Below are 20,040 nucleotides of genomic sequence, written 5' to 3' on the forward strand. Positions count from 1 at the left end.
TTTGGGGTACTCGTGCTGCTTAATATAAGATTCTACCACTCCTTAAACCGAATAAAAGCTCCCATTATGCGCTACTTCAGCCTACCATTCATTCAAGACCAGGATGTAGCCTGGGAAGCCGTGAGCCCGGGCGTCCGGCGCAAAATCATGGCTTATGATGACACGCTAATGCTTGTGAAAGCTGACTTCGAAGCCGGTGGCGTTGGCCCCATTCACCAGCATTTTCACAGCCAGATTACCTACATCGAAAGCGGCGAGTTTGCCGTGACCATCGGCGAGGAAACCCAGGTGCTGCGCACCGGCGATGTGTATTACATTCTGCCCAACGTGCCGCACGGCGCCACGGCCATCCAGGCCGGCGTGCTGCTGGATATTTTCAGCCCCATCCGCGAGGATTTTATGACAGCGCACCCGGCTTACGCGCCGGCCGAGAAGGCTTCGGTCTGAAGCCAATTGAGCTAGTAAGACGGCGGTCCTGCAGAGCGCCGCGAAGCATCTCGCGTGCAGCAGTAATCCAGCTGATTGAGTGACTATTGCAGGCAAGATGCTTCGCGGCGCTCTGCAGGACGGTCTTCTAAACAACGACACCACCCACCCCCTAATCCCACCCAATGCAGCCCCTCACCGCTCCGCCGCTCACCCCGGCTCCCGCGCCGCCCGCCACCCGCAAAGTGGAAGGCCTGCGCTGGTGGATTATCGTGCTGATTGCCATTGCCACGGTCATCAACTACATCGACCGCAACGCGTTGGCGGTGATGTGGCCCGGCATTGCTAACGATTTGCAGCTCGATAAGAACCAGTACGCGCTGGTGGTCAGCTTCTTTATGGTGGCGTATGGCATTAGCCAAAGCGTATCGGGCCGGGTGTTTGACAAGGTGGGAACGCGCATCGGGTTCACCCTCTCGATTGTGGTATGGAGCGCCGGTGCGGCGCTCCATGCGCTGTCGCGTGGGCTGGTGTCGTTTGCCGTATTCCGGGCCATTCTGGGGTTGGGGGAGGCCGGCAACTGGCCCGGCGCGGCCAAGTCGAATGCCGAGTGGTTTCCGGTGCGCGAGCGGGCATTTGCCCAGGGCCTTTTCAATGCCGGGGCGTCGGTGGGCGCGGTGGTTTCGGCTCCGCTCATTGCCTACTTCTACGGCGCACTGGGCTGGAAAATCACCTTCCTGCTCATCGGCGGACTGGGCCTGATTTGGGTGATTCCGTGGTGGATAGTGAACAAGGCCACGCCCGCCACCCACCCCTGGCTGACCGAGGCGGAGCGCCAGCACATTCTGGACGGGCAGCCAGCCGCGCCGGCCGTGGCCGAAGCAGCGCTTCCTATTGGCCAGCTGCTGAGCTACCGGCAGTCGTGGGCGGTGCTGGGCTCCCGGTTTCTACTCGACCCGATTTGGTGGCTGTTTGTGAGCTGGCTGCCGATTTACCTGCACGAGCGGTTTCAGTTTGATATCAAGCAGATTGGCGCGTTTGCCTGGTTTCCGTACGTGGGCGCGGCCATTGGCAGCCTGGGTGGCGGCTGGCTCTCGGGCCGCCTCATTAAGGGCGGCAGCACCGTAAACCGGGCCCGCAAAACCTGCATCGCGCTGGGCTGCACCATCATGTTACCCGCCCTCATTCTCAGCTCCCAGGCCACCACGCCGGAGTATGCCATGGGCTGCATCTTCTTTGCGCTCATGGGCTTCCAGATTACGATTGGCAACATCCAGACCTTGCCGGGCGACTTGTTCTCGGGCAAGTCGGTAGGCACGCTGGCGGGGCTGGGCGGCACGGCGGCGGTGTTTGGCACGCTGCTCACCACCTGGCTGGTGCCGGTGCTCACTAAGACGAGCTACGTGCCCTTTTTCGCGCTGGCGGCGCTACTTGTGCCCCTGGGCGCGGCCGTGGCGCTGCTTGTGAGCGGCACCATTCGGCGGGTGGCGTAGCCGCTCGTCACCCGATTTTTCCTCTAATCCCCAAGTGGTCGGCTTACGTGTCGGCTCACTCAGAATTCCCCACCCTTTAGCTTTTACAGCTATGTTTTCTCTTCTTACAAAACACATTCCGGTGCGCCGACTGGGCCGGGCCTTGCCGCCGCTGGTGCTGCTGGCCTTGCTGCCGGGCCTACCTGCGGCGCAGGCCCAAGCCCAGACTCAGACGCCTGTGCTCAAGGGCATCACCGTGACGGGCCGCGTGAAAGACGTGACCGGCGAAAACCTGATTGGCGTGACGGTGCGCGTGAAGGACGGCACCGTGGGCACCGTGACCGATGCCGAGGGCAAGTTCAATATTCAGGCGCCGAACAGCCAGGTGGTGCTGGTGTTTTCCTACGTGGGCTACCAGCCCATCGAGCGGGCAATCAAGGGCAATACGCTGATGAACATCACCCTGAAAGGCGACGCCCAGAGCCTGGAAGAAGTGGTAGTGGTGGGCTACGGCGAAGTGAAGCGCGGCGACCTCACCGGCTCGGTGGGCTCGGTGAACGTGGAGGACCTGAACAAGGCCCCGGTGAAGTCGTTCGACGACGCGCTGGCCGGGCGCGTGGCCGGCGTGCAGGTGGCCTCACCCGACGGGCAGCCGGGCGCCTCGCCCAACATCGTCATCCGCGGCGGCAACTCCATCACCCAGGACAACTCGCCGCTTTACGTCATCGACGGCTTTCCCATTGAGGGCTACAACAATAACTCGCTCAACCCGAGCGAAATTGAGTCGATTCAGGTGTTGAAGGATGCGTCGGCCACGGCCATCTATGGCTCGCGCGGTGCCAATGGCGTTATCCTCGTGACAACCAAGCGCGGCACCGAGGGCTCGCCTACTATCACCTACGACGGCTACTACGGCGTGCAGCAAAGCCTGAGCCGCGCCAAGCTGATGGACCCTTACGAGTTCGTGAAGCTCCAGCTCGAATACGACCCCGTCAACGCTGCCAACCTCTACCTGAAAAACGGCCAGACGCTGGACAGCTACCGCAACGCGCCGAGCGTAGACTGGCAGGACGAGCTGCTGCGCATTGCCCCCATGCAGAGCCACAACTTGGCCCTGCGCGGCGGCAACAAGGGCACGAAATACTCGGTTTCGGGCTCGATACTGGACCAGAAGGGTACCATCATCGCCTCGGGTTTCAAGCGCTACCAGGGGCGCTTCACGCTCGACCAAGACGTGAACCGCAACCTGCGGGCCGGCCTGAACGCCAACTACAGCAACTTCACGTCCTACGGCACGCCGGTGGCCGGCGCGGGCAATTCCGACCTGGCCCTGCTCACCAGCCTGTATGGCTACCGGCCCATCACGGGCGGCAACGACCTGAACACGCTGCTCAACGCCGAGCAGGACGCGGAGGTGACTTCGGCCACCAACTTCCAGTGGAACCCGCGCCTGACGGCCGAGAACGAGCTGCGCAACCGCATCACCAACCAGCTCACGGCCAACGCCTACGCCGACTACCTCATCGGCAGCTCGCTACGGCTGCGTGTGACGGGCGGCGTGAACCGCAGCGTGCTGCGCTACGAAACCTTCAACAACTCCAGCACCCGCACCGGCAACCTCAACAGCGTACAAGGGTTCAACGGAGTGAACGGCTCGGTGGTGTTCACGGAGCTGAACAACTACGTGAACGAAAACACCCTGACCTACAACAAACTATTCAGCGGCAAGCACCGGATTAACTCAGTAACCGGCTTCACGGTGCAGGGCAACCGTACGTCCAATTCGGGCGGCGGCTCGGTACTGGTGCCGAATGAGAGCCTGGGCATCAACGGCCTGAGCGACGGCACGCCTTATACCATCACGAGCTACCAGGGGCAGAACACGCTCATGTCGTTTCTGGAACGGGTGAACTACAGTTATTTGTCGCGCTACCTGGTCACGCTCTCGTTCCGGGCCGATGGTTCGTCGCGCTTTGCCGAGGGCAACAAGTGGGGCTACTTCCCATCGGCCTCGGTGGCCTGGCACATCAGCGAAGAGAACTTCATGAAGGACTTCAAGCCGGTGTCGGATGCTAAAATCCGGGCCAGCTACGGCGTGACGGGCAACAACCGCGTGGGCGACTACGCGTCGTTTTCAACGCTGAGCTTGCCGGTGGCGGAGTCGTACTCGCCGGGCGGCGTGTTTGTGCGCGGGGCCGCGCCCATTGCCCTGGGCAACCCCAACCTGAAGTGGGAATCCACGGCCGAAGCCGATTTGGGATTGGATTTGGGCTTTTTCAACCAGCGCGTGGTGCTCACGGCCGACCTGTATCGCAAGAAAACCACCGACCTTCTGCTCAACTCACAGCTGCCGCCCACTATCGGTTACGCCACGGCCTTTCAGAACATCGGGGCGGTGCAAAACCAGGGTGTTGAGCTGACGCTAGCCACCGTGAACGTGGCCCAGAAAGCCTTCGGCTGGACCAGCAACTTCAATATTGCCTTCAACCAAACCAAGGTGCTAGAGTTGAGCCAAAACCAGGACTTTTTGCTCACCACCGTGCCGTGGTCGTCGGCCTCGGGTTACGGCAATGTGCCGGCCTACATTGCCCAGCTGGGCCAGCCGGTGTCGCAGATGTACGGCTTCGAGTGGGTGGGCAACTACCAGCTTACCGACTTCGACGAGACCTCGCCCGGCAGCTACACCCTGAAAGCCAACGTGCCCAACAACGGCATCACCCGCAGCAGCATCCGGCCCGGCGACATCAAGTACGCCGACCTGAACGGCGACAATGTGGTGGACAATAGCGACCGCAAAATCATCGGCAACCCCAACCCGAAATTCATTGGTGGCTTCTCGAACAACTTTACCTTCAAGGGCTTCGACCTGAACGTGTTCCTGCAGTTCTCCTATGGCAACGACATTCTGGACGCCAACCGCATCATCTTCGAGGGCGGCGCGCTCAAGCCCGGCCTCAACCAATTTGCCAGCTACGCCAACCGCTGGACGCCCGACAACCCCACCAACGACCTCTACCGCGTGGGCGGCCAGGGCCCGCGCGTATACTCCACCCGCATCGTGGAAGATGGCTCCTACATGCGCCTCAAAACCGTGAACCTGGGCTATACCTTCCCGGCCCCGCTGGCCCGCCGCGCCCACCTGCAAAGCCTGCGCGTGTACGCCGCCGCCCAAAACCTGCTCACCTGGACTAACTACACCGGCAACGACCCCGAGGTATCGGCCTACGGCGGCGCCCTCACGCCGGGCTTCGACTTCTCGGTGTACCCCCGCGCCCGCACCTTCACGCTGGGCCTCAATTTCTCCCTGTAAACAGCTCTGTATTAATGGCCATGAAAAAATCATTTCTGCCCAAAACACTGGGCTTGCTGCTGGGCCTAAGCTGCCTGAGCTCGTGTAAGGATTTCCTGGACACGCTGCCGGAAAGCACCATCGCGCCCCAGACCTACTACAACACCGAAGCCCAGCTCACGGCCGCCCTCATGGCCGTGTACAGCGAAATGGGCAACACCGACGAATCCACCTATTCGCGCTTTCTATCGCTGGAAGCGCCCAGCGCCAACGACGAGCAGTTACTGCGCAGCAACGCCGCCGTGGCCGTGAGTGCCTACAATTTTGACGCGTCCTACGCCAACCTGGTGAACTGCTGGACCGACCTCTACGAAGGCATCAACCGCGCCAACGCCCTGCTCGAAAACATCGACAAGAGCCAGGCCAGCCCCGCCGCCAAGGAGCAGATTCGGGCCGAGGCGTTGTTTCTGCGGGCTTATTACTACTTCGTGCTGGTGGGCTATTGGGGTGATGTGCCGCTGAAACTGAGCAGCACCACTTCTGCCCAGAACGTGAACATGGCCCGCACCCCGGCCGCCGAAGTCTACGCCCATATTATCGGGGATATGACCAAGGCCGAGGCAGTGCTCAAGAACAATACCGACTGGGGCAACACCGGCCGCATTAGCAAAACCGCCGCGGCCGGCATGCTGGCGCGGGTCTGCCTGCACGCCGCCGGCCGGCTGGGCGACCAAAGTAAATACGCCGAAGCCCGCACCTGGGCGCTGAAGGTGATGAACTCCGGCCTGCACAGCCTGAACAGCGACTACAGCCAGATTTTCAAGAACGAAAGCGCCGACATCTACGACCTGCGCGAATGCCTGTGGGAAGTTGAGTTCAACGGCAACGGCGTGGGCAATGTGTACCGCGAAATCGAACGGTTTGGCTCGACGCTGGGCATTCCGAACAACAACGAAACCGTGGGCTTCATGCAGGGCCAGTACGTGGCCACCGGCGTGCAGTACCAGCGCTACGGCACCGGCGACCTGCGCCGCGACTGGAACATCGCGCCCTTCACCTACACCAGCCAGGACGCCACCCGTCCGCAACTCCCCTACGCCGCCACCTACGTGTGGGGCCGCTACATTGCCAAATGGCGCCGCCAGTACCAGACCATTGCTTTCGCCAAAAACTTCGGCCCCACCAACTGGCCCCTACTCCGCTATTCTGATGTGCTGCTGATGTTTGCCGAGGCGGATAACGAGGTGAATGGCGGCCCCACCACCGACGCCTACCTGGCCCTCAACCAGGTGCGCCGCCGCGGCTACGGCCTGCCCCTCAACACCGCCTCCACGGTGGCCGATACCCGCGCCGGCCAAAGCAAAGCCGATTTCCTGACCACCCTCAAAGACGAGCGCGCCCGCGAGCTGGCCTTCGAAGGCCACCGCAAGCTCGACCTGCTGCGCTGGGGTACCTTCCTCACGGTGATGAAGGGCATGGTGCCCATCATCACCACCCAGGCCCCCAATGCCGCTAACAGCAGCATCGGCTACTACGGCCGCGCCGCCACGCTGGTGCCCTACAACAACGTGTCGCAACGTGACTTGCTCTGGCCGATTCCGAGCACGGAAGTGTCTTTGAACAAGTCGATTGTGCAAAACCCGGGTTGGTAATTACCGGGTAACCTTACCCCCTGGCCCCCTCTCCCGTGGAGGGGGGAGCCTGACGATTCTTAACCGGTGCCCCCTCTTTTTTGAAGAGGTGGTCAGGGGGTGAGGTTACCCGGCTGCGCCGCTTCGCACACTACCTAATGCTTACTCCTTTCAAATGAAGTCCCTCTTCCTCGCTATCAGCCTGTTAGCATCCATTCAATTGGCTCACGCTCAAGCCGGCCCGCCCATTCCCACCGATTCGACCGTGAAGGTGATTCCGGTGCCCAAAGGCTTCACCAAGCAAATTGACGTGGTGTATACCCGCGTGGATGGCTGGGACGGCCGCATGGACTTGTACCTGCCGCCAGCGGGCGGGGCGCCTTCGCCCATCATCATCAACATCCACGGTGGCGGCTGGAACAAGGGCACCAAGGAATCACAGTCGGGCTTCAACGGCTTTTTCAAGAAAGGCTATGCGGTAGCGAATATGGAGTACCGTCTCTCGCAGCAGGCGCCGGCGCCGGCGGCCGTGGAAGACACGCGCTGCGCCTTAATCTACCTGATTAACAACGCTAAAAAGCTGAATATTGACCCCAACAAAATCGTGATTATGGGCGCTTCGGCCGGCGCGCACCTGGCTTTGGTGGGCGGCTTGCTCGAAAACGACCACCGCTTCGACACTAACTGCCCGACCAAGTCAACGGTGAAGGTGCTGGCCATCGTGGACAAATACGGCATCACCAGCGTGGGCACCTGGCCCAGCAAATCGGGCAAGCAGTGGCTGGGCCCGCACTTCGGCGACGAGGCCTTTATCCAGTCGGTTTCGCCGCTGTACCTGGTGAAGAAAACCAGCCCGCCCACCTTCATCGTGCACGGCGACGCTGACCCCACGGTGGCCTATTCGCAGTCGGTCGACCTGCACAAGAAGCTGATGGCGATGGGCGTGAAAACCGAGTTTATCACCGTATCCGGCGGTTTGCACGGCAAGTTTCCGGCCGAGGAAAACAAGCGCGTGAACGATGCCATCATGAAGTTCCTGACTGAAGTGGGAATATGAATTGAGACTGATAATGAAACGAAAAGGCGGCTCCCTGTTCAGGAAGCCGCCTTTTTTATGCCGGGTCGTTGCAATACAACCGCCTACTCCAGGCGAACCAGCTTTCGGGTAAACACCTTGCCCTCCGCCGTGGTCACGCGCAATAGGTAGGTGCCTGCGGCGAGCTTGCCCAACGACCAGATGCCCGGCTCAAAATCGGCTTGCTCTCGCACCACGCGGCCAATGGTGTCGGTGAGCATGAGCTGACCTTTGCTGCCGGAAAAATAGACTGTCACCTTGCTGCTCACGGGATTTGGGTACACAATAACCTGTTCCTCAGCCACCGCGGACTGGTTGGCCGTGACGGTGGCGCAGCCAGTGCCGCCCAGCCGCTCGCACAGCTGCCGGTCATACAGGCTCTGCGGAGCCACAAAAGTGCCCGTCGATTCTACGTAGCCCGGGCCGGTGAAGAAGATGCCCGCGCCCGTCACCACCGCATGAGTGCCTACCGACCAGTTGACGTGGCCCGGCGGGCTCTGCACGGTGGCGGTGGCGGCAGTGCAGTTCCAGAGCATGTTTTGGGCACCGGCCCAGCCGTGGCCGGTGCCGGAAGTGAGGCGGTTTTCCAGGTTCAGGGGGCCATCGCCCACCAGGTTGTCGTAGAGCGTGCCGGTGGCCCAGCGACCGTGCGGCCCGGCAATGTTGAGCTGCTGGGTAGCGGTGGAGCGCACGAAGGCATTAGGCCCCGCTACCCGCGCCCCGGTCATAAAATCGTGCCGGCCCAGCCGCGTGAAGCAGTCCATCACTAGGTTGCGCTGCCCCTCAATGCAGAACGAATACTTGCGCTCGCCCATCGTGAGGGCAATGGCGTCGAAGCACTTCGAGTTCAGTACGCTGATGAAGGCGCTGCTCGTGAGCACCCGCACCGCCGCGAAGCCGAAGTGGTACACCTCCACATCGCGCACCCAGCCGTTTTGAGCGTTGGTGAAGTCCACGCCGTCCCAGCCGTGCTGCTCATCGGTGGGGCTGCTGTATTCGGAATCAAGCTGCAGGTTTTCGATGCCTACGTTTTCAATCTTGCCGGTCCAGGTGTATTTCAGCAAGTAGCCGGTGGCGTAAGTTTGGTCGATGGGGTCCACCACGGGCGCATCGAGCGTGATGGTGTTGCCGCTCACGGCCGTTACTTTGCGCTTGAAGTCGATGGTGTAGCTGCTGGGCGTCCAGTCCACGCAGGTCGAGTCCTGGGCGTGCAGGGTGTCCATACCGAGCAGGCTAATCCACGCCTGGTTGGGCGCCCGGCGCAGCACCACCAGGTCGCCCACCGCGAAGGTGTGGCCGTTGGCCACCGTGCAGGTGCGCGCCCCAATGGGCAGGTAAGAATTGGTGATGGCCTTGCTGGAACTGCCTTGCACCGATGCGCGACCGGCGCCCATGAATTCCACCAGCGTGTGCTGCTGCCGCAGCGTCGCCAGCAGTTTGGTACCCGTGGGCCCGGCGCCCTGCCCACGCAACACCACCCCGCTGGCTCGCACCACCAAGCTGCCGTTCACCGGGTAGGCGCCGGCCGTGAGCAGCACCGCCCCGCGAAAGCCGCTGGCATTGAGCGGCAGGGCCGATACCTGGTCGATGGCCGCTTGAATGCGAGCGCGGTTGTCGCCGGTAGCTGGCGCCAGCATCACGGCCACCGGCACCGTAGGGATGGCCGCCTCCCCGTTGCGGTAACCCACGGCGCTGAAATCGGGCACGGTATTGCCCCGGTTGTCCGGCACGTATTGCAGGCGCCCCTGCGCCGAAATCTGAATCAGCGCGCTGGAATTCTGAGCAAAAGCCGGCCGGCTGGCTAAGGCGCCAAAGGCGAGTATTGCCCCTGACAGATAGGTAAAAATTCTCATTAAAATCGGTGGGTGGGAAGTGGAAAATTGCAATGCGTGCACCGCGTTTTCTGCGCCACTCGGAGTGGCTTATCAGGCGAGCTTAATGACTGGAGCAACGCAATGACAGCGCATTGCCGTCATTAAACATAGTGCAATTTCTTATCAGCATACGAGAACTAATAAACTGCCGATTCCGCAAGTCATAAAAAACGATGGGCCGAGGCTGACTTGGGTAAAAGTGGCGAAAAAAATTTCATATAAAATAACGTTACCGGTAACGCTACCGGCAACGAGTGCGTGAAATAAGCCCTCAAAATGCGAGGAATTGTGGATTTTATGGTTGATAATTGTTCAAGCCACTTTCACGAAAGCAGCGAAGTTGCTTCAGCCGTTCATCCCCATTTTTTCACTCAACAGAATTCCCCATCGCCATGACTAACCTTTTACGCATCGCTTTTATTCAAGATAATCCGAATAGCCTTTCTGAATTAAATTCAATTTTCAAGTCTTTGCTACTACCCGCAATCGTTAGCGTTGGCTTAGTAGGTCAGGCCAATGCTCAAACGGCCGGCCGGGCGGTGTGGTCGATGAAGCGCAGCAACCAGGACAGCGTGGCCCTGCGCTCGGCCGGACTCACGGCGGTGGCCAGCTTCTCGCGGCTCGTGGTATCCGACGGCTCGACGCCAGCCAGCGGCACCACCACCGTGCCCTACTCAGCCACGCGCGGGCAAGCCTTCGCCCCGAACGCCGACGGCAGCGGCTGGCCCTCAGCCGCGCCATCGGCCGGGCCGGGCTCCAACCCACGGCGCAGCCACTACGAGCAGTTTGCCGTGACGGTCACTGCTCCCACGCGGCTCGATTCGCTGCTGTTCACCACGGTGGCCACCAGCTCGCCCGGCGGCCGGGTGGCGGTGATGTACTCACTCAGCAACTTCACGGCCGATTCCTCGAATTTCAGCGGTGGCAAGGGGCCAGCTTACGCGGGCTACACCTCGGGCTCTACCACGGTGCCGGCGTCGAGCGGCGGGGTGCTGCCTGCCACGGCTGACGGCTCTTTTCCGGCTACCGGCACGGTTGCTACTACATCGGCTATTGTGCCGCAGTTCGTGAGCGCCACGGGTAACACGGGCACTTTCCGCTTCGCAATGAACGGGGCAACGGGTGTGGTGCTGCCCGCCGGCCGCACGCTCACCGTGCGCCTGTATTTCACCATCAACAACTCCGCCACCGGCCGCTACATCCTGCTGAAGGACGTGACGCTGAAAGGCCAGGCCGGCACTACCACCGCTACCAAGGCCAGCCGTGCGCAAACCAACCTGGTTGCCTACCCCAACCCTGTGGCCGACCGCCTGCTGGTGCAACACCCGGCCGCTACAATTGGTGGGCGCGTCACCATCTACTCATTGACTGGTCAGCTGGTAGCTACAGCTCTGGCGCAGCCGGGCACGGTGAACACCGCGTTGCCGCTAAGCCAGCTGGCCAGCGGCCTCTACCTGGCCGAATACGTCGATGACCAGCAGCGCATCACCGCCAAATTCGTGAAGCAATAGTGCTGGCTATTAGTCAATAGCAACCTACTGAGCTGGCCGAAACATTTCTGCCATTGGAGCCAATCTCGTCGCTGCAACGACGCGGCAGAGGTGCTTCGGCCAGCTTAGCAACAGGGTGATTCAGGCCCGGTGCCTGTCTTGCGCTACCTCTCCCACGCCTCTTCTACCAGCCTTCCCCCGGCCTGCTGTTGCGGGCTGCGATTGTCTGTTTCAAAACCCACCAACCTTTTTTCATCATGAATAACGCGTACAAATTCCTGGGTCTGCTGGGCTTAGGGTTGGCCATGGCGGTGCCGGAGCCCGTGGCCGCCCAGGCCCAGCCCGCCGTCAGCCCCGCCTCCCAAGGCCGCCCGGTTACGGGCAAGGTGACCGGCCCCGACGGCGCGGGCGTGCCCGGCGTCACGGTCGTCGTGAAGGGCACCACCATGGGCACCAACACCGACCCGGACGGCTCCTTCAAGCTGGACAACGTGCCGGAATCGGCCACGCTGGTTGTCAGCGCGGTGGGGTTCAAGGCCCAGGAAATTGCGCTAAATGGCCGGAGCCAGCTGGCAGTGGCTTTGCAGGACGATGTGCAGGCGCTCGACGACGTAGTAGTGGTAGGCTACGGCACCCAGCGCAAGTCGCACCTGACCGGCGCGGTGGCCAAGGTGACCAACGAAAGCCTGAACCAGATTCCGGTGGCGCGGCCCGACCAGGCGCTCATTGGCAAGCTGGCGGGTGTGCAGATTTCGACGCCCAACGCGCAGGCCGGCTCGGCGCCCACCATTCAGGTGCGGGGCTCGGCGTCCATCACGGCGGGCAGCTCGCCGCTGATTGTGGTGGACGGCTACCCAGTGCCCACGGACTTGTCGGCCATCGACATGAACGACGTGGAAAGCATTGAGGTGCTGAAAGATGCTGCTTCGGCGGCCATCTATGGCTCGCGCGGGGCCAACGGCGTGATTATCGTGACCACGAAGAGCGGAAAGTCGGGCAAGACCAAGTTCAGCTTCAACTCCTACGCCGGCCTGAAGGAAACGGTGAAGCGCATGAACCTCTACGACCTCGACGGCTGGGCGGCCTACGTGAAGGCGCAGAACGGCGACGTGCTGTCGCCGGAAATTCAGACGGCGCAGCGCTTCAACGGCCACACCGATGCCCAGGACCAAGTGTTTCGTACGGGCAGTATGCAGAGCTACCAGGCCAGCGTACAGGGTGGCGGCGAGGCGGCCAAGTTCTTCGTGTCAGGTAGCTATTTGAAGGACAAGGGCGTGGTGATTTCCAATGACTACACCAAGTACAACCTGCGGGCCAACGTGGATTTCACGCTGAGCAAGCACTTTAGCGCCGGCGTGAGCTTGAACCCGTCGTACGCCGAGCAGGGCGAGCTGGCGGTGTCGCTGCACGACGCTATTCGGAGCATTCCGGGCTGGCTGCCCATCTACACCAACGAGGCCACGGCGGCGGCCACCGGCAAGCCCATCGGCTCCTACCAGCACCAGCGCGACTTCGACCCCACCCGCAACCCCGCCTACTTGGCCACCGGCCTGCCGCTGATTTCGGGCTCGGGCAACAACAACGGCGTGGCCCAGATTGAGGGCCAGCCGCGCAGCAACCGCGAGCTGCGCACCATCACCAATGCGTTTGTAAAGTACAACATCCTGGAAGGCTTGTCCTTACGCTCGTCGTTGGGCTTTTTCAGCCGCAACTTCGACCGCACTTCCTTCCAGACCTCCTACGCCAACAACGACTTCTATACCCAGGGCATTGCCGCCGCCCGGGCCGCTACGCGCGCCACGTTTGCCGAAAACCGGACGCTGGACGTGCTGAATGAGAACATCTTCAACTACCGGCACGAAATCGGGCAGCACAGCTTCGACGCCATCGCCGGCTACACCGTTCAGAACACCAACTACTACAACAGCAGCGGCACGGCCAGCAACTTCGCCACCGATAACATTCAGACGCTCAACGCGGGCACGGTGACGGCGGTATCGTCGTCCGCGGAGCAAAACCGCCTGCAATCGTACCTGTTTCGGGTCAACTACTCATTCCGCGACACCTACTTGTTTTCGCTGGGCTCGCGCTGGGATGGTTCGTCGCGGTTCGGGGCGAATAACCGCTGGGGCTACTTCCCCTCGGCCTCGGTGGGCGTACGTCTGACGGAGATGGCCTTCCTGAAAAAGAGCGAAACGGTGAGCGAGCTGAAGCTGCGCGCCAGCTTCGGCGCCACCGGCAACAACAACATCGGCAACTACAGCGCCCGGGCCACGGTGTCGCCGGCCGCCGCGGTGCTGGGCAGCGCCGAAGCCGCCACGCCCGCCTTCAACGTGAGCACCTACGGCAACCCCGACCTGGGCTGGGAACGCACGCTGTCGCTGAACGTGGGCGCCGACCTGGGCTTGTTCAAGGACCGCCTGCGTTTGTCGGTGGATGCCTACGAGGCCACCACTGACCAGCTGCTGCTCAACGTGCCCATTTCGAGCGTGACGGGCTACGACAGCTACCTGGCCAACCGCGGCAAAATCCGCAACCGCGGCCTGGAGCTGGAAGTGACGGGCCGCCTCATCCAGACCGATAAGGTGGCGTGGAGCCTGACCGGCGTGGGCGCCTTCGTGCGCAACGAGCTGGTGGATTTCGGTGGCACGCAGTCGCTCATCAGCACCGGCGACCCCAAGCGCGTGAACTACTTCCTGGCGCAGGTGGGCCAGCCGCTGGTGCAGTTCTACGGCTACGAAGCCGACCGGGAATTGTCGCTCAAGGGCAGCAACTACTGGCCCATGAGCGTGGCCGCCGAGCGCATTTTCGTGAAGGATTTGAACGGCGACGGCAAGATTACCAACGACGACCGCAAGGTGCTGGGCACGCCCTACCCCACCTTCACCTGGGGTCTCACCAATACGTTCCGTTACGGCGCCTTCGACCTGAGCGCCGTGATTCAGGGCTCGCATGGGGCTAAGGTGTTCAACATTGACCCGCACTACTACGAGGAGCAATTCTCGGTGACGGGCGCCAGCGCCTACCTGGCCTATACGCCCGCCGAGCAGGCCTTCATGCGCCTGAAATCGGAGACCACCTACGAGCTGCAGGACGCTTCCTACATCGCACTGCGCAGCCTGAACGTGGGCTATGCCGTGCCGAAAACCCTAGGCAGCAAGCTGGGCATGAGCAACCTCCGGGTGTACATCACCACATCCAACCTCTTCTACCACATGGCCAAGAACTACACCAGCCTCAACCCCGAAGGCATTGCCCCGGATTTCGCTGACGACCCGCTGAAAAAGGGCTGGCAGAAGGGAGCTTACCCCGTTGCGCGCACTGTGGCCATTGGCATCAACGCGGAGTTTTAAGCGCGCCATTTCCCACCCAACCGCCTTATCGTCATGAAAAAGACCCTACTCACCGCCGCTTGCGCCCTTTTCCTGCTCAGCGGCTGCAAAGACTACCTCAACATTACGCCCAAGTCGACGTTGGTGGAGGACAGCTACTACACCAACACGGGCGAGGTAGAAACCGGCGTCATCAACATCTACAGCGCCCTGCAAAACGTGGTGCCGGCCGAGATTGTGCTCAGCGAATTGCGCTCCGACAACATGGCCCCCAACCTGCTGGAAGGCGACTGGGGCACCATCGAAACCTTCGCTGAAACGCCCAGCAACGACTTTGTAGGCACGTTCTGGCGCACGGCCTACGCCACCATCGCGCAGGCCAACATCGTGCTCAAATACCTGGGCAATGTGACCGATGCCGACAAAAAAGCCCGCTTCGAGGGCGAGGCCAAGTTCGCGCGGGCGCTGATGCACTTCGACTTGGTGCGCCTCTACGGCGACGTGCCGCTGGCTACCACCACGCTCACGTCTACGGCCACTGAGGAGCTGCGCCGCCGGCCCACGGCCGAGGTGTACGCCAGCATCATTAGCGACTTGCAAACGGCCGTGGCCACGCTGCCCACCACCTGGGACGCCGTGAACGTGGGCCGCGCCACCAAAGGCGCTGCCCAAACGCTGCTGGCCAAGGTGTACCTCACGCAGGGCAATTACGCCGCGGCCCGCCCGCTGCTCGAAAGCGTCATCACCGCCGGCACCTACCAGCTGCTGCCGAGCTACGCCAGCGTGTTTGCGGCCAGCAACGAGATGAACCGTGAAATCATCTTCGCCATCCGCTACAAAACGGCTTCCAATGGCGAAGGACAGGGCTTTTCCTACGACTTATCGAAGGACGGCAATCTGCGCGGTAAGCCCCAGGTGGACCTGCAGGGCTTGTACGTAGCCGGCGACACCCGCCTGACAGCTTCCACCACCGGCACCGGCAGCAACATGTACGTCAACAAGTTTGCCGACGCCGCCAACACCGGCAGCCGCCGCGACTCGGGCACCGACTGGATAGTGCTGCGCTACGCCGACGTACTGCTCATGTACGCCGAGGTGCTGAACGAGCTGGGCGATACGCCCGGTGCCCTCACCCGCCTGAACACCGTGCGCACGCGGTCTGGCGCGCCCGCCTACGCTACCACACCCAGCAAGGCCACCATGCAAGCCAACATTGAGCTGGAGCGCCGGCTGGAACTGGTTTTCGAAGACCACCGCTGGTACGATTTACTGCGCACCGGCCGGGCCCAGGCCGCCATGAACGCGCACTTCCAGGCCATCGGCCGCACTACCCTGACCGTGCCCACTTACCGTCTGCTCTACCCCATTCCGCAGCGTGAAATTGACCTCAGCAAAGGCATTATTACCCAAAACCAGGGATATAACTAGGCGTGCGGTCGACAAGCATTTCCTTTCAGTTTTTGCTTATCGAAACAGTGAGAAGACATTCTTTAACGACTGTGCTGGTGCTCGGCAGCGGTTTGCAGTTGCTGCTGGCACAAGTGCAACCGGTCATTCCCCTGTACGCTGGACCAATACCGTATTCCAAGCCGAGCGACGTGCGGGAGATGCAAACACAGGCCGCCGACGGCTCGCCACGCACCGCCAACGTAGTAACGTCCACGCTCGCCCGTCAAGAAGAAAACCACTGGCACACGCATAAACCTGCTCAGTCCCACCCCTACCCCGGCCCAAGTACAAGGTTTACTCCAACAGAGCTGCCAATGAGTACCGCTAAGCTGCTAATATGCCTTGGGTATGCTAATGATGACCAGATGTAGAGCTACTTCTATTGGCTAGAGCCCCTCCCCTTTCAGGACGAAATTATTTACTCAAAGCAGGTATTGAAGGCCAATTAGTGTTGGTTAGCTAAAAGATTCCTGAGACGATAAGCCAAATTCAGGAAATATTATGTCAGCGTTTACATAACCAGCTACCGGCCCAGACAGCTTTTGTACCACCGCAGCCGGTACGAATATTCTTATATCTGCTCGCCTTATATTTATTGTAAAGTGATAAAGATGAAAAGCTAGAAAGACAAAATATTTATCTTTATTATAAGTTTTCAATAGTCTCTTTGTTTTTACAAAAACCATATAATAAGTATTTTATGGTTTTTGTAAAGATGATATTTATTTAAAGATGGAAAATACTTATTTCTAGTACAGATTGTCTTTATCATCTTTGTGTCCAGCCAATCTGTATGTCAATCTCAATCTAGATGAAAGTTATTGCAATTGCCCAGCACAAGGGTGGAGTCGGGAAAACGACATCTGCTCTCGGCATAGGTCACTCCCTGGTGCTGCTCGGATACCGGGTATTACTAATTGACTGCGACCCCCAAAGCAACCTTACTTCCACATTTGGTGGTTTGCAAGCTGCTAACCTGTGCATGGTTTTACGTGGCGAGGCCACGCTGGCCGAAGTCGTACAGCCTGTCGGAGAGAAACTAAGCCTAGTTGCTTCCCGGCCCGAGTTGAGCCCGCTGGAACGGATGATTGGGGCCGATGCTACTCATCCCAACCTGCTCCGACGGCAACTGGCGGGTTTGCAAAATCAGTACGACTACATAGTTATCGATACACCGCCCTCTATGGGGCCGATGACAGTGATGAGCCTAACGGCCGCCAACTATGTGCTGGCACCTATGCGTCCAGACCCATTTGCTTTCGCCGGCTTTTATAAGTTGCTGGATATGTTGGAAGCCGTCCGTGACAACTTCAACCCGGCGCTCGAGCTGAAGGGCGTGTTTCTGACGCAGTATCACCCCAACTACCGGGGGCAGGTATACCACGATTTTGCGACAGAGCTTGCCCAACAGCCGCGCGTTCAGGGCCTGCTCACGGATACCTCCATTCGCATTAACGCCAAGCTGGTGGAAGCCGTAGCATTGAAGAAGAGCATTCATGCTCATGCGCCGGAATCCAACAGCGCACAGGATTACTTGGCCCTTACCGAAGAATTACTAACCCGGATTGCCTAATGAGCAAGCAACCCCGCCCCAGTTTCGCAGCTACGGCTGTGGCCGACATCACCGGTATTCCTCCGCAGTCCATCGACCCTGACCAGGCATTATGGCCCAATGCTGGCACTATTCGTTCATCTAACCAAACGAATGCGGCCGGGCAGGCAGGCAATGCGGAGAAGCCGACTGCCAATAATAAAGACGGTATTTATGTTAAAGACCGTCTTGAAGATAAAGATGTAAAGCCCGAAAAGATTATCTTTTCCAACAAGCTGGAAGCCTCTACCTATCTGAAGCTTCAGCAGCTGGCCACATATGGAGGAGAGAACATTCAGGAGATTCTCGAAGCGGCTCTGACGGCGTATTTTGTGGGCAAGGAAGAGGCCTCCCGGCCTTTACCGCCCAAAGTGCTGGCCGTATTGCGGAAGAAGTATCCATTCCTGTAACATCCGTCGGTCATGCGCCCAAATAGGGTAGGGGAGGTTGGAGCCTGTGGCTTGCTGCTAATGAACTTCCTAGCGTATTCGGAGGTGAGTTGCTCAAGCGTACTCCGCCATCAAAGGGGCCAGTTTGAGAAGCTCCTAGGCGATATCTGATGCGCTATTCTCCAAAGAGAATCTGGGCAGATGTGGGGCTGCGCGCGATGATGAACCATGTGGCTACGCCAGCTTCCAGACCCGCAGCTTGCCATCATAGGAAGCACTGAATAGCTGGCTGCTGGCGGGCACCCAGGAAAGCGCCTGCACAAAATCGTTATGGTGCATTTCCTGCTCGCAATGACCAGAGGATAGTTGCCAAATCTTAACCTTGCTGTCTTCTCCGCCGCTGGCCAACCGGCCGTTGCCAAGCCATGCCAGGGTGCGCACAATTCCTCGGTGTGCGGTAAATCGTTGTTGCAACGTCCAGTGCGCGTAGTCGGCGCTGGCTTGTCGTACCTCAATGCAGCCGGCACAATCGCCGCTAATCAACAGCCGTTGCGTTGGCTCGAATAGCAGTGCATGCACTGGGGGCTGGTTGCGGGAAATAATTCCCAATGCCAATCCTTGGTGCCAGTCCCAGAGCCGAAGCGTCCCGTCCTCGGAAGATGACAGTAGGCGCCCGTGCGGCAGGGGCGTCACCTGCCACACCCAATCGGTATGGCCGGTTAGCGTGTGTTGCACGTTGCCGTACACGTCGCTCACCTTTATGGTTTTATCCGCCGCACTGCTGGCAAATAAATTATCGGTCAGGGCGACCACGGCCAACACGGTGGCGGCGTGAATGGTTAGCGTCCGCACCAGCGCTAGTGCGCCCCTTTGCTGCTCCCATACCTTGATGGTTGTGTCGCGCGAGCCCGATAACAAGATGGTGGCGGAAAGCGGGCAGAGGCTCAGCACGGAGTTCTGGTGGCCGTGTAGCTGCTGCTGCAACTGCCCGTTTCGGTCCCAGACTTTGATGACTTTATCACGGCCGGCACTTACCACAGCCGTTCCAAATGGCACCACCTGCCAGATGTAGCCCAGGTGTCCCGGCGCAAAAGGTTCAGCGTCTGCTGGCTGGTGAGCCGGTGCGGTTTCGTACAGAATATCGCTGCGCAGCACAAATTTCTCGCCGCTGCCCAACTGCTCGCCCTCGTGCCAGATGCGGTGGTCGAAGACAATGAGGTCGCCGCGGGCGGGCTGATACTCGGCCCAAACAGTGGGGTCGTCCTTGGTGCGGTAAAACAATGTGCGCCCGCCGCTGAACTCGCGGGCATCGTTCAGGTAAATCATGAACGTAAGCCGCGACTGCACCGTGGCCGACTGGTGGTGCACGCCATCGAGGTGGCGGTGAAAGTATTGGCCCGCCGCATAGCGACAGAAACGGAGCCGGGAATTGAGCATGCGGAGGTACCACGGAGCGGCGGCGGGCTCGTCGGCGGGCAGCTCCAGGGGCAGCACCGGCCGAATGGCTGCGAACAGCTGTTCGGCCAGCTGCTCATCGTCTACAACCAGTCGCTCGTTGTTGCGGTAGTAGGTGGGATAGTGGGTGCCAGCCCCCTGAAAACCAACTTTAACAGCACTTTCCAGCAGCTCTGCGCACTTGGCAGGAGAGAACGCACCGGGCACCACAAAACAACGCAGGTCGCTGTCGGGTAACAGATGAACAACCGGGCTTGGAAGCATTCGCAAAAAAAGGAATTAAAGGTCAGTTCCACCGCATAACAGCATTATCCGTTATTATGCTGCTGTAGTGGTCGGGCACAATGGCCTGCTACTTTGGCGACTTGCAAGGCCAAGTAGTCGGAGTTTTGAAATTAAGGTTATTGCCCTGCCATATGGCAGCTTTAATACGCGTTTTGCATGTGAGGAATGTTGTTGTCGAGCTATTCAGGACTTTCTGCAGCCATATCCTTTGGCTAAGCTCAGGCTACAGACAGACGTAGCAAGGGAGCATAGTGAACCTAGGCCGTTTCAGTATACATCTCA

General features: G+C 60.0%; 12 protein-coding genes. 10 read left to right on the top strand and 2 right to left on the bottom strand.

Translation table 11 applies throughout. The features are described 5' to 3' along the window. Positions 1-66 precede the first annotated feature (66 nt). The 5 genes from J4E00_RS19200 (at position 67) to J4E00_RS19220 (ending at position 7,875) form a co-directional block, all read left to right on the top strand. Complete coding sequence (locus J4E00_RS19200) at positions 67-447, top strand: cupin domain-containing protein (RefSeq protein WP_208176886.1); 381 nt, start codon at positions 67-69, stop codon at positions 445-447. Between the two features lie 164 nt (positions 448-611). Next, a complete protein-coding gene (locus J4E00_RS19205; protein WP_208176887.1) occupies positions 612-1,919 on the top strand; it encodes an MFS transporter in 1,308 nt (435 codons plus the stop codon). A gap of 91 nt (positions 1,920-2,010) precedes the next feature. Further along, positions 2,011-5,208 carry a SusC/RagA family TonB-linked outer membrane protein gene (locus J4E00_RS19210; RefSeq protein WP_208176888.1) on the top strand — a complete coding sequence of 1,066 codons (3,198 nt, stop codon included), beginning with the start codon at positions 2,011-2,013 and terminating at the stop codon, positions 5,206-5,208. A 20-nt stretch (positions 5,209-5,228) separates the two neighbouring features. Continuing rightward, positions 5,229-6,839, top strand: a complete 1,611-nt coding sequence (locus J4E00_RS19215) for a RagB/SusD family nutrient uptake outer membrane protein (protein ID WP_208176889.1) — start codon at positions 5,229-5,231, stop codon at positions 6,837-6,839. Between the two features lie 154 nt (positions 6,840-6,993). Continuing rightward, complete coding sequence (locus J4E00_RS19220; protein WP_208176890.1) at positions 6,994-7,875, top strand: alpha/beta hydrolase; 882 nt, start codon at positions 6,994-6,996, stop codon at positions 7,873-7,875. A gap of 83 nt (positions 7,876-7,958) precedes the next feature. On the opposite strand, the gene J4E00_RS19225 is transcribed toward J4E00_RS19220, so the two are convergent. Beyond that, positions 7,959-9,746 carry a T9SS type A sorting domain-containing protein gene (locus tag J4E00_RS19225; RefSeq protein WP_208176891.1) on the bottom strand — a complete coding sequence of 596 codons (1,788 nt, stop codon included), beginning with the start codon at positions 9,744-9,746 and terminating at the stop codon, positions 7,959-7,961. Positions 9,747-10,237: 491 nt separating this feature from the next. Here J4E00_RS19225 and J4E00_RS19230 point away from each other — a divergent pair, with 491 nt between their 5' ends. From J4E00_RS19230 to J4E00_RS19250, 5 genes are all read left to right on the top strand, one after another. After that, on the top strand, positions 10,238-11,278 hold the full coding sequence (locus tag J4E00_RS19230; protein WP_208176892.1) for a T9SS type A sorting domain-containing protein: 1,041 nt from the start codon (positions 10,238-10,240) through the stop codon (positions 11,276-11,278). A gap of 236 nt (positions 11,279-11,514) precedes the next feature. After that, entirely contained in the window at positions 11,515-14,610 is a 3,096-nt protein-coding gene (locus J4E00_RS19235; RefSeq protein WP_208176893.1) for a SusC/RagA family TonB-linked outer membrane protein, read from the top strand. A gap of 33 nt (positions 14,611-14,643) precedes the next feature. Next, complete coding sequence (locus J4E00_RS19240; protein ID WP_208176894.1) at positions 14,644-16,017, top strand: RagB/SusD family nutrient uptake outer membrane protein; 1,374 nt, start codon at positions 14,644-14,646, stop codon at positions 16,015-16,017. Positions 16,018-16,849: 832 nt separating this feature from the next. Continuing rightward, positions 16,850-17,611 (top strand): ParA family protein, encoded by a 762-nt coding sequence (locus tag J4E00_RS19245; protein ID WP_208176895.1) that lies wholly within the window; start codon positions 16,850-16,852, stop codon positions 17,609-17,611. 38 nt (positions 17,612-17,649) lie between these two features. Further along, positions 17,650-18,039 (top strand): hypothetical protein, encoded by a 390-nt coding sequence (locus tag J4E00_RS19250; RefSeq protein ID WP_208176896.1) that lies wholly within the window; start codon positions 17,650-17,652, stop codon positions 18,037-18,039. A gap of 213 nt (positions 18,040-18,252) precedes the next feature. Here J4E00_RS19250 and J4E00_RS19255 read toward each other — a convergent pair whose 3' ends face one another. Then, a complete protein-coding gene (locus J4E00_RS19255; protein WP_208176897.1) occupies positions 18,253-19,737 on the bottom strand; it encodes a 2OG-Fe(II) oxygenase in 1,485 nt (494 codons plus the stop codon). Between the last annotated feature and the right edge of the window lie 303 nt (positions 19,738-20,040).

Origin of the sequence: Hymenobacter negativus (genome assembly GCF_017571495.1) — a bacterium.
Taxonomy (GTDB): domain Bacteria; phylum Bacteroidota; class Bacteroidia; order Cytophagales; family Hymenobacteraceae; genus Hymenobacter; species Hymenobacter negativus.

Bases quoted from the DNA above. Each gene is read 5' to 3' on its own strand.
- J4E00_RS19200 (WP_208176886.1), top strand. From the start codon at position 67: ATGCGCTACTTCAGCCTACCATTCATTCAAGACCAGGATGTAGCCTGG.
- J4E00_RS19205 (WP_208176887.1), top strand. From the start codon at position 612: ATGCAGCCCCTCACCGCTCCGCCGCTCACCCCGGCTCCCGCGCCGCCC.
- J4E00_RS19210 (WP_208176888.1), top strand. From the start codon at position 2,011: ATGTTTTCTCTTCTTACAAAACACATTCCGGTGCGCCGACTGGGCCGG.
- J4E00_RS19215 (WP_208176889.1), top strand. From the start codon at position 5,229: ATGAAAAAATCATTTCTGCCCAAAACACTGGGCTTGCTGCTGGGCCTA.
- J4E00_RS19220 (WP_208176890.1), top strand. From the start codon at position 6,994: ATGAAGTCCCTCTTCCTCGCTATCAGCCTGTTAGCATCCATTCAATTG.
- J4E00_RS19225 (WP_208176891.1), bottom strand. From the start codon at position 9,746: ATGAGAATTTTTACCTATCTGTCAGGGGCAATACTCGCCTTTGGCGCC.
- J4E00_RS19235 (WP_208176893.1), top strand. From the start codon at position 11,515: ATGAATAACGCGTACAAATTCCTGGGTCTGCTGGGCTTAGGGTTGGCC.
- J4E00_RS19240 (WP_208176894.1), top strand. From the start codon at position 14,644: ATGAAAAAGACCCTACTCACCGCCGCTTGCGCCCTTTTCCTGCTCAGC.
- J4E00_RS19245 (WP_208176895.1), top strand. From the start codon at position 16,850: ATGAAAGTTATTGCAATTGCCCAGCACAAGGGTGGAGTCGGGAAAACG.
- J4E00_RS19255 (WP_208176897.1), bottom strand. From the start codon at position 19,737: ATGCTTCCAAGCCCGGTTGTTCATCTGTTACCCGACAGCGACCTGCGT.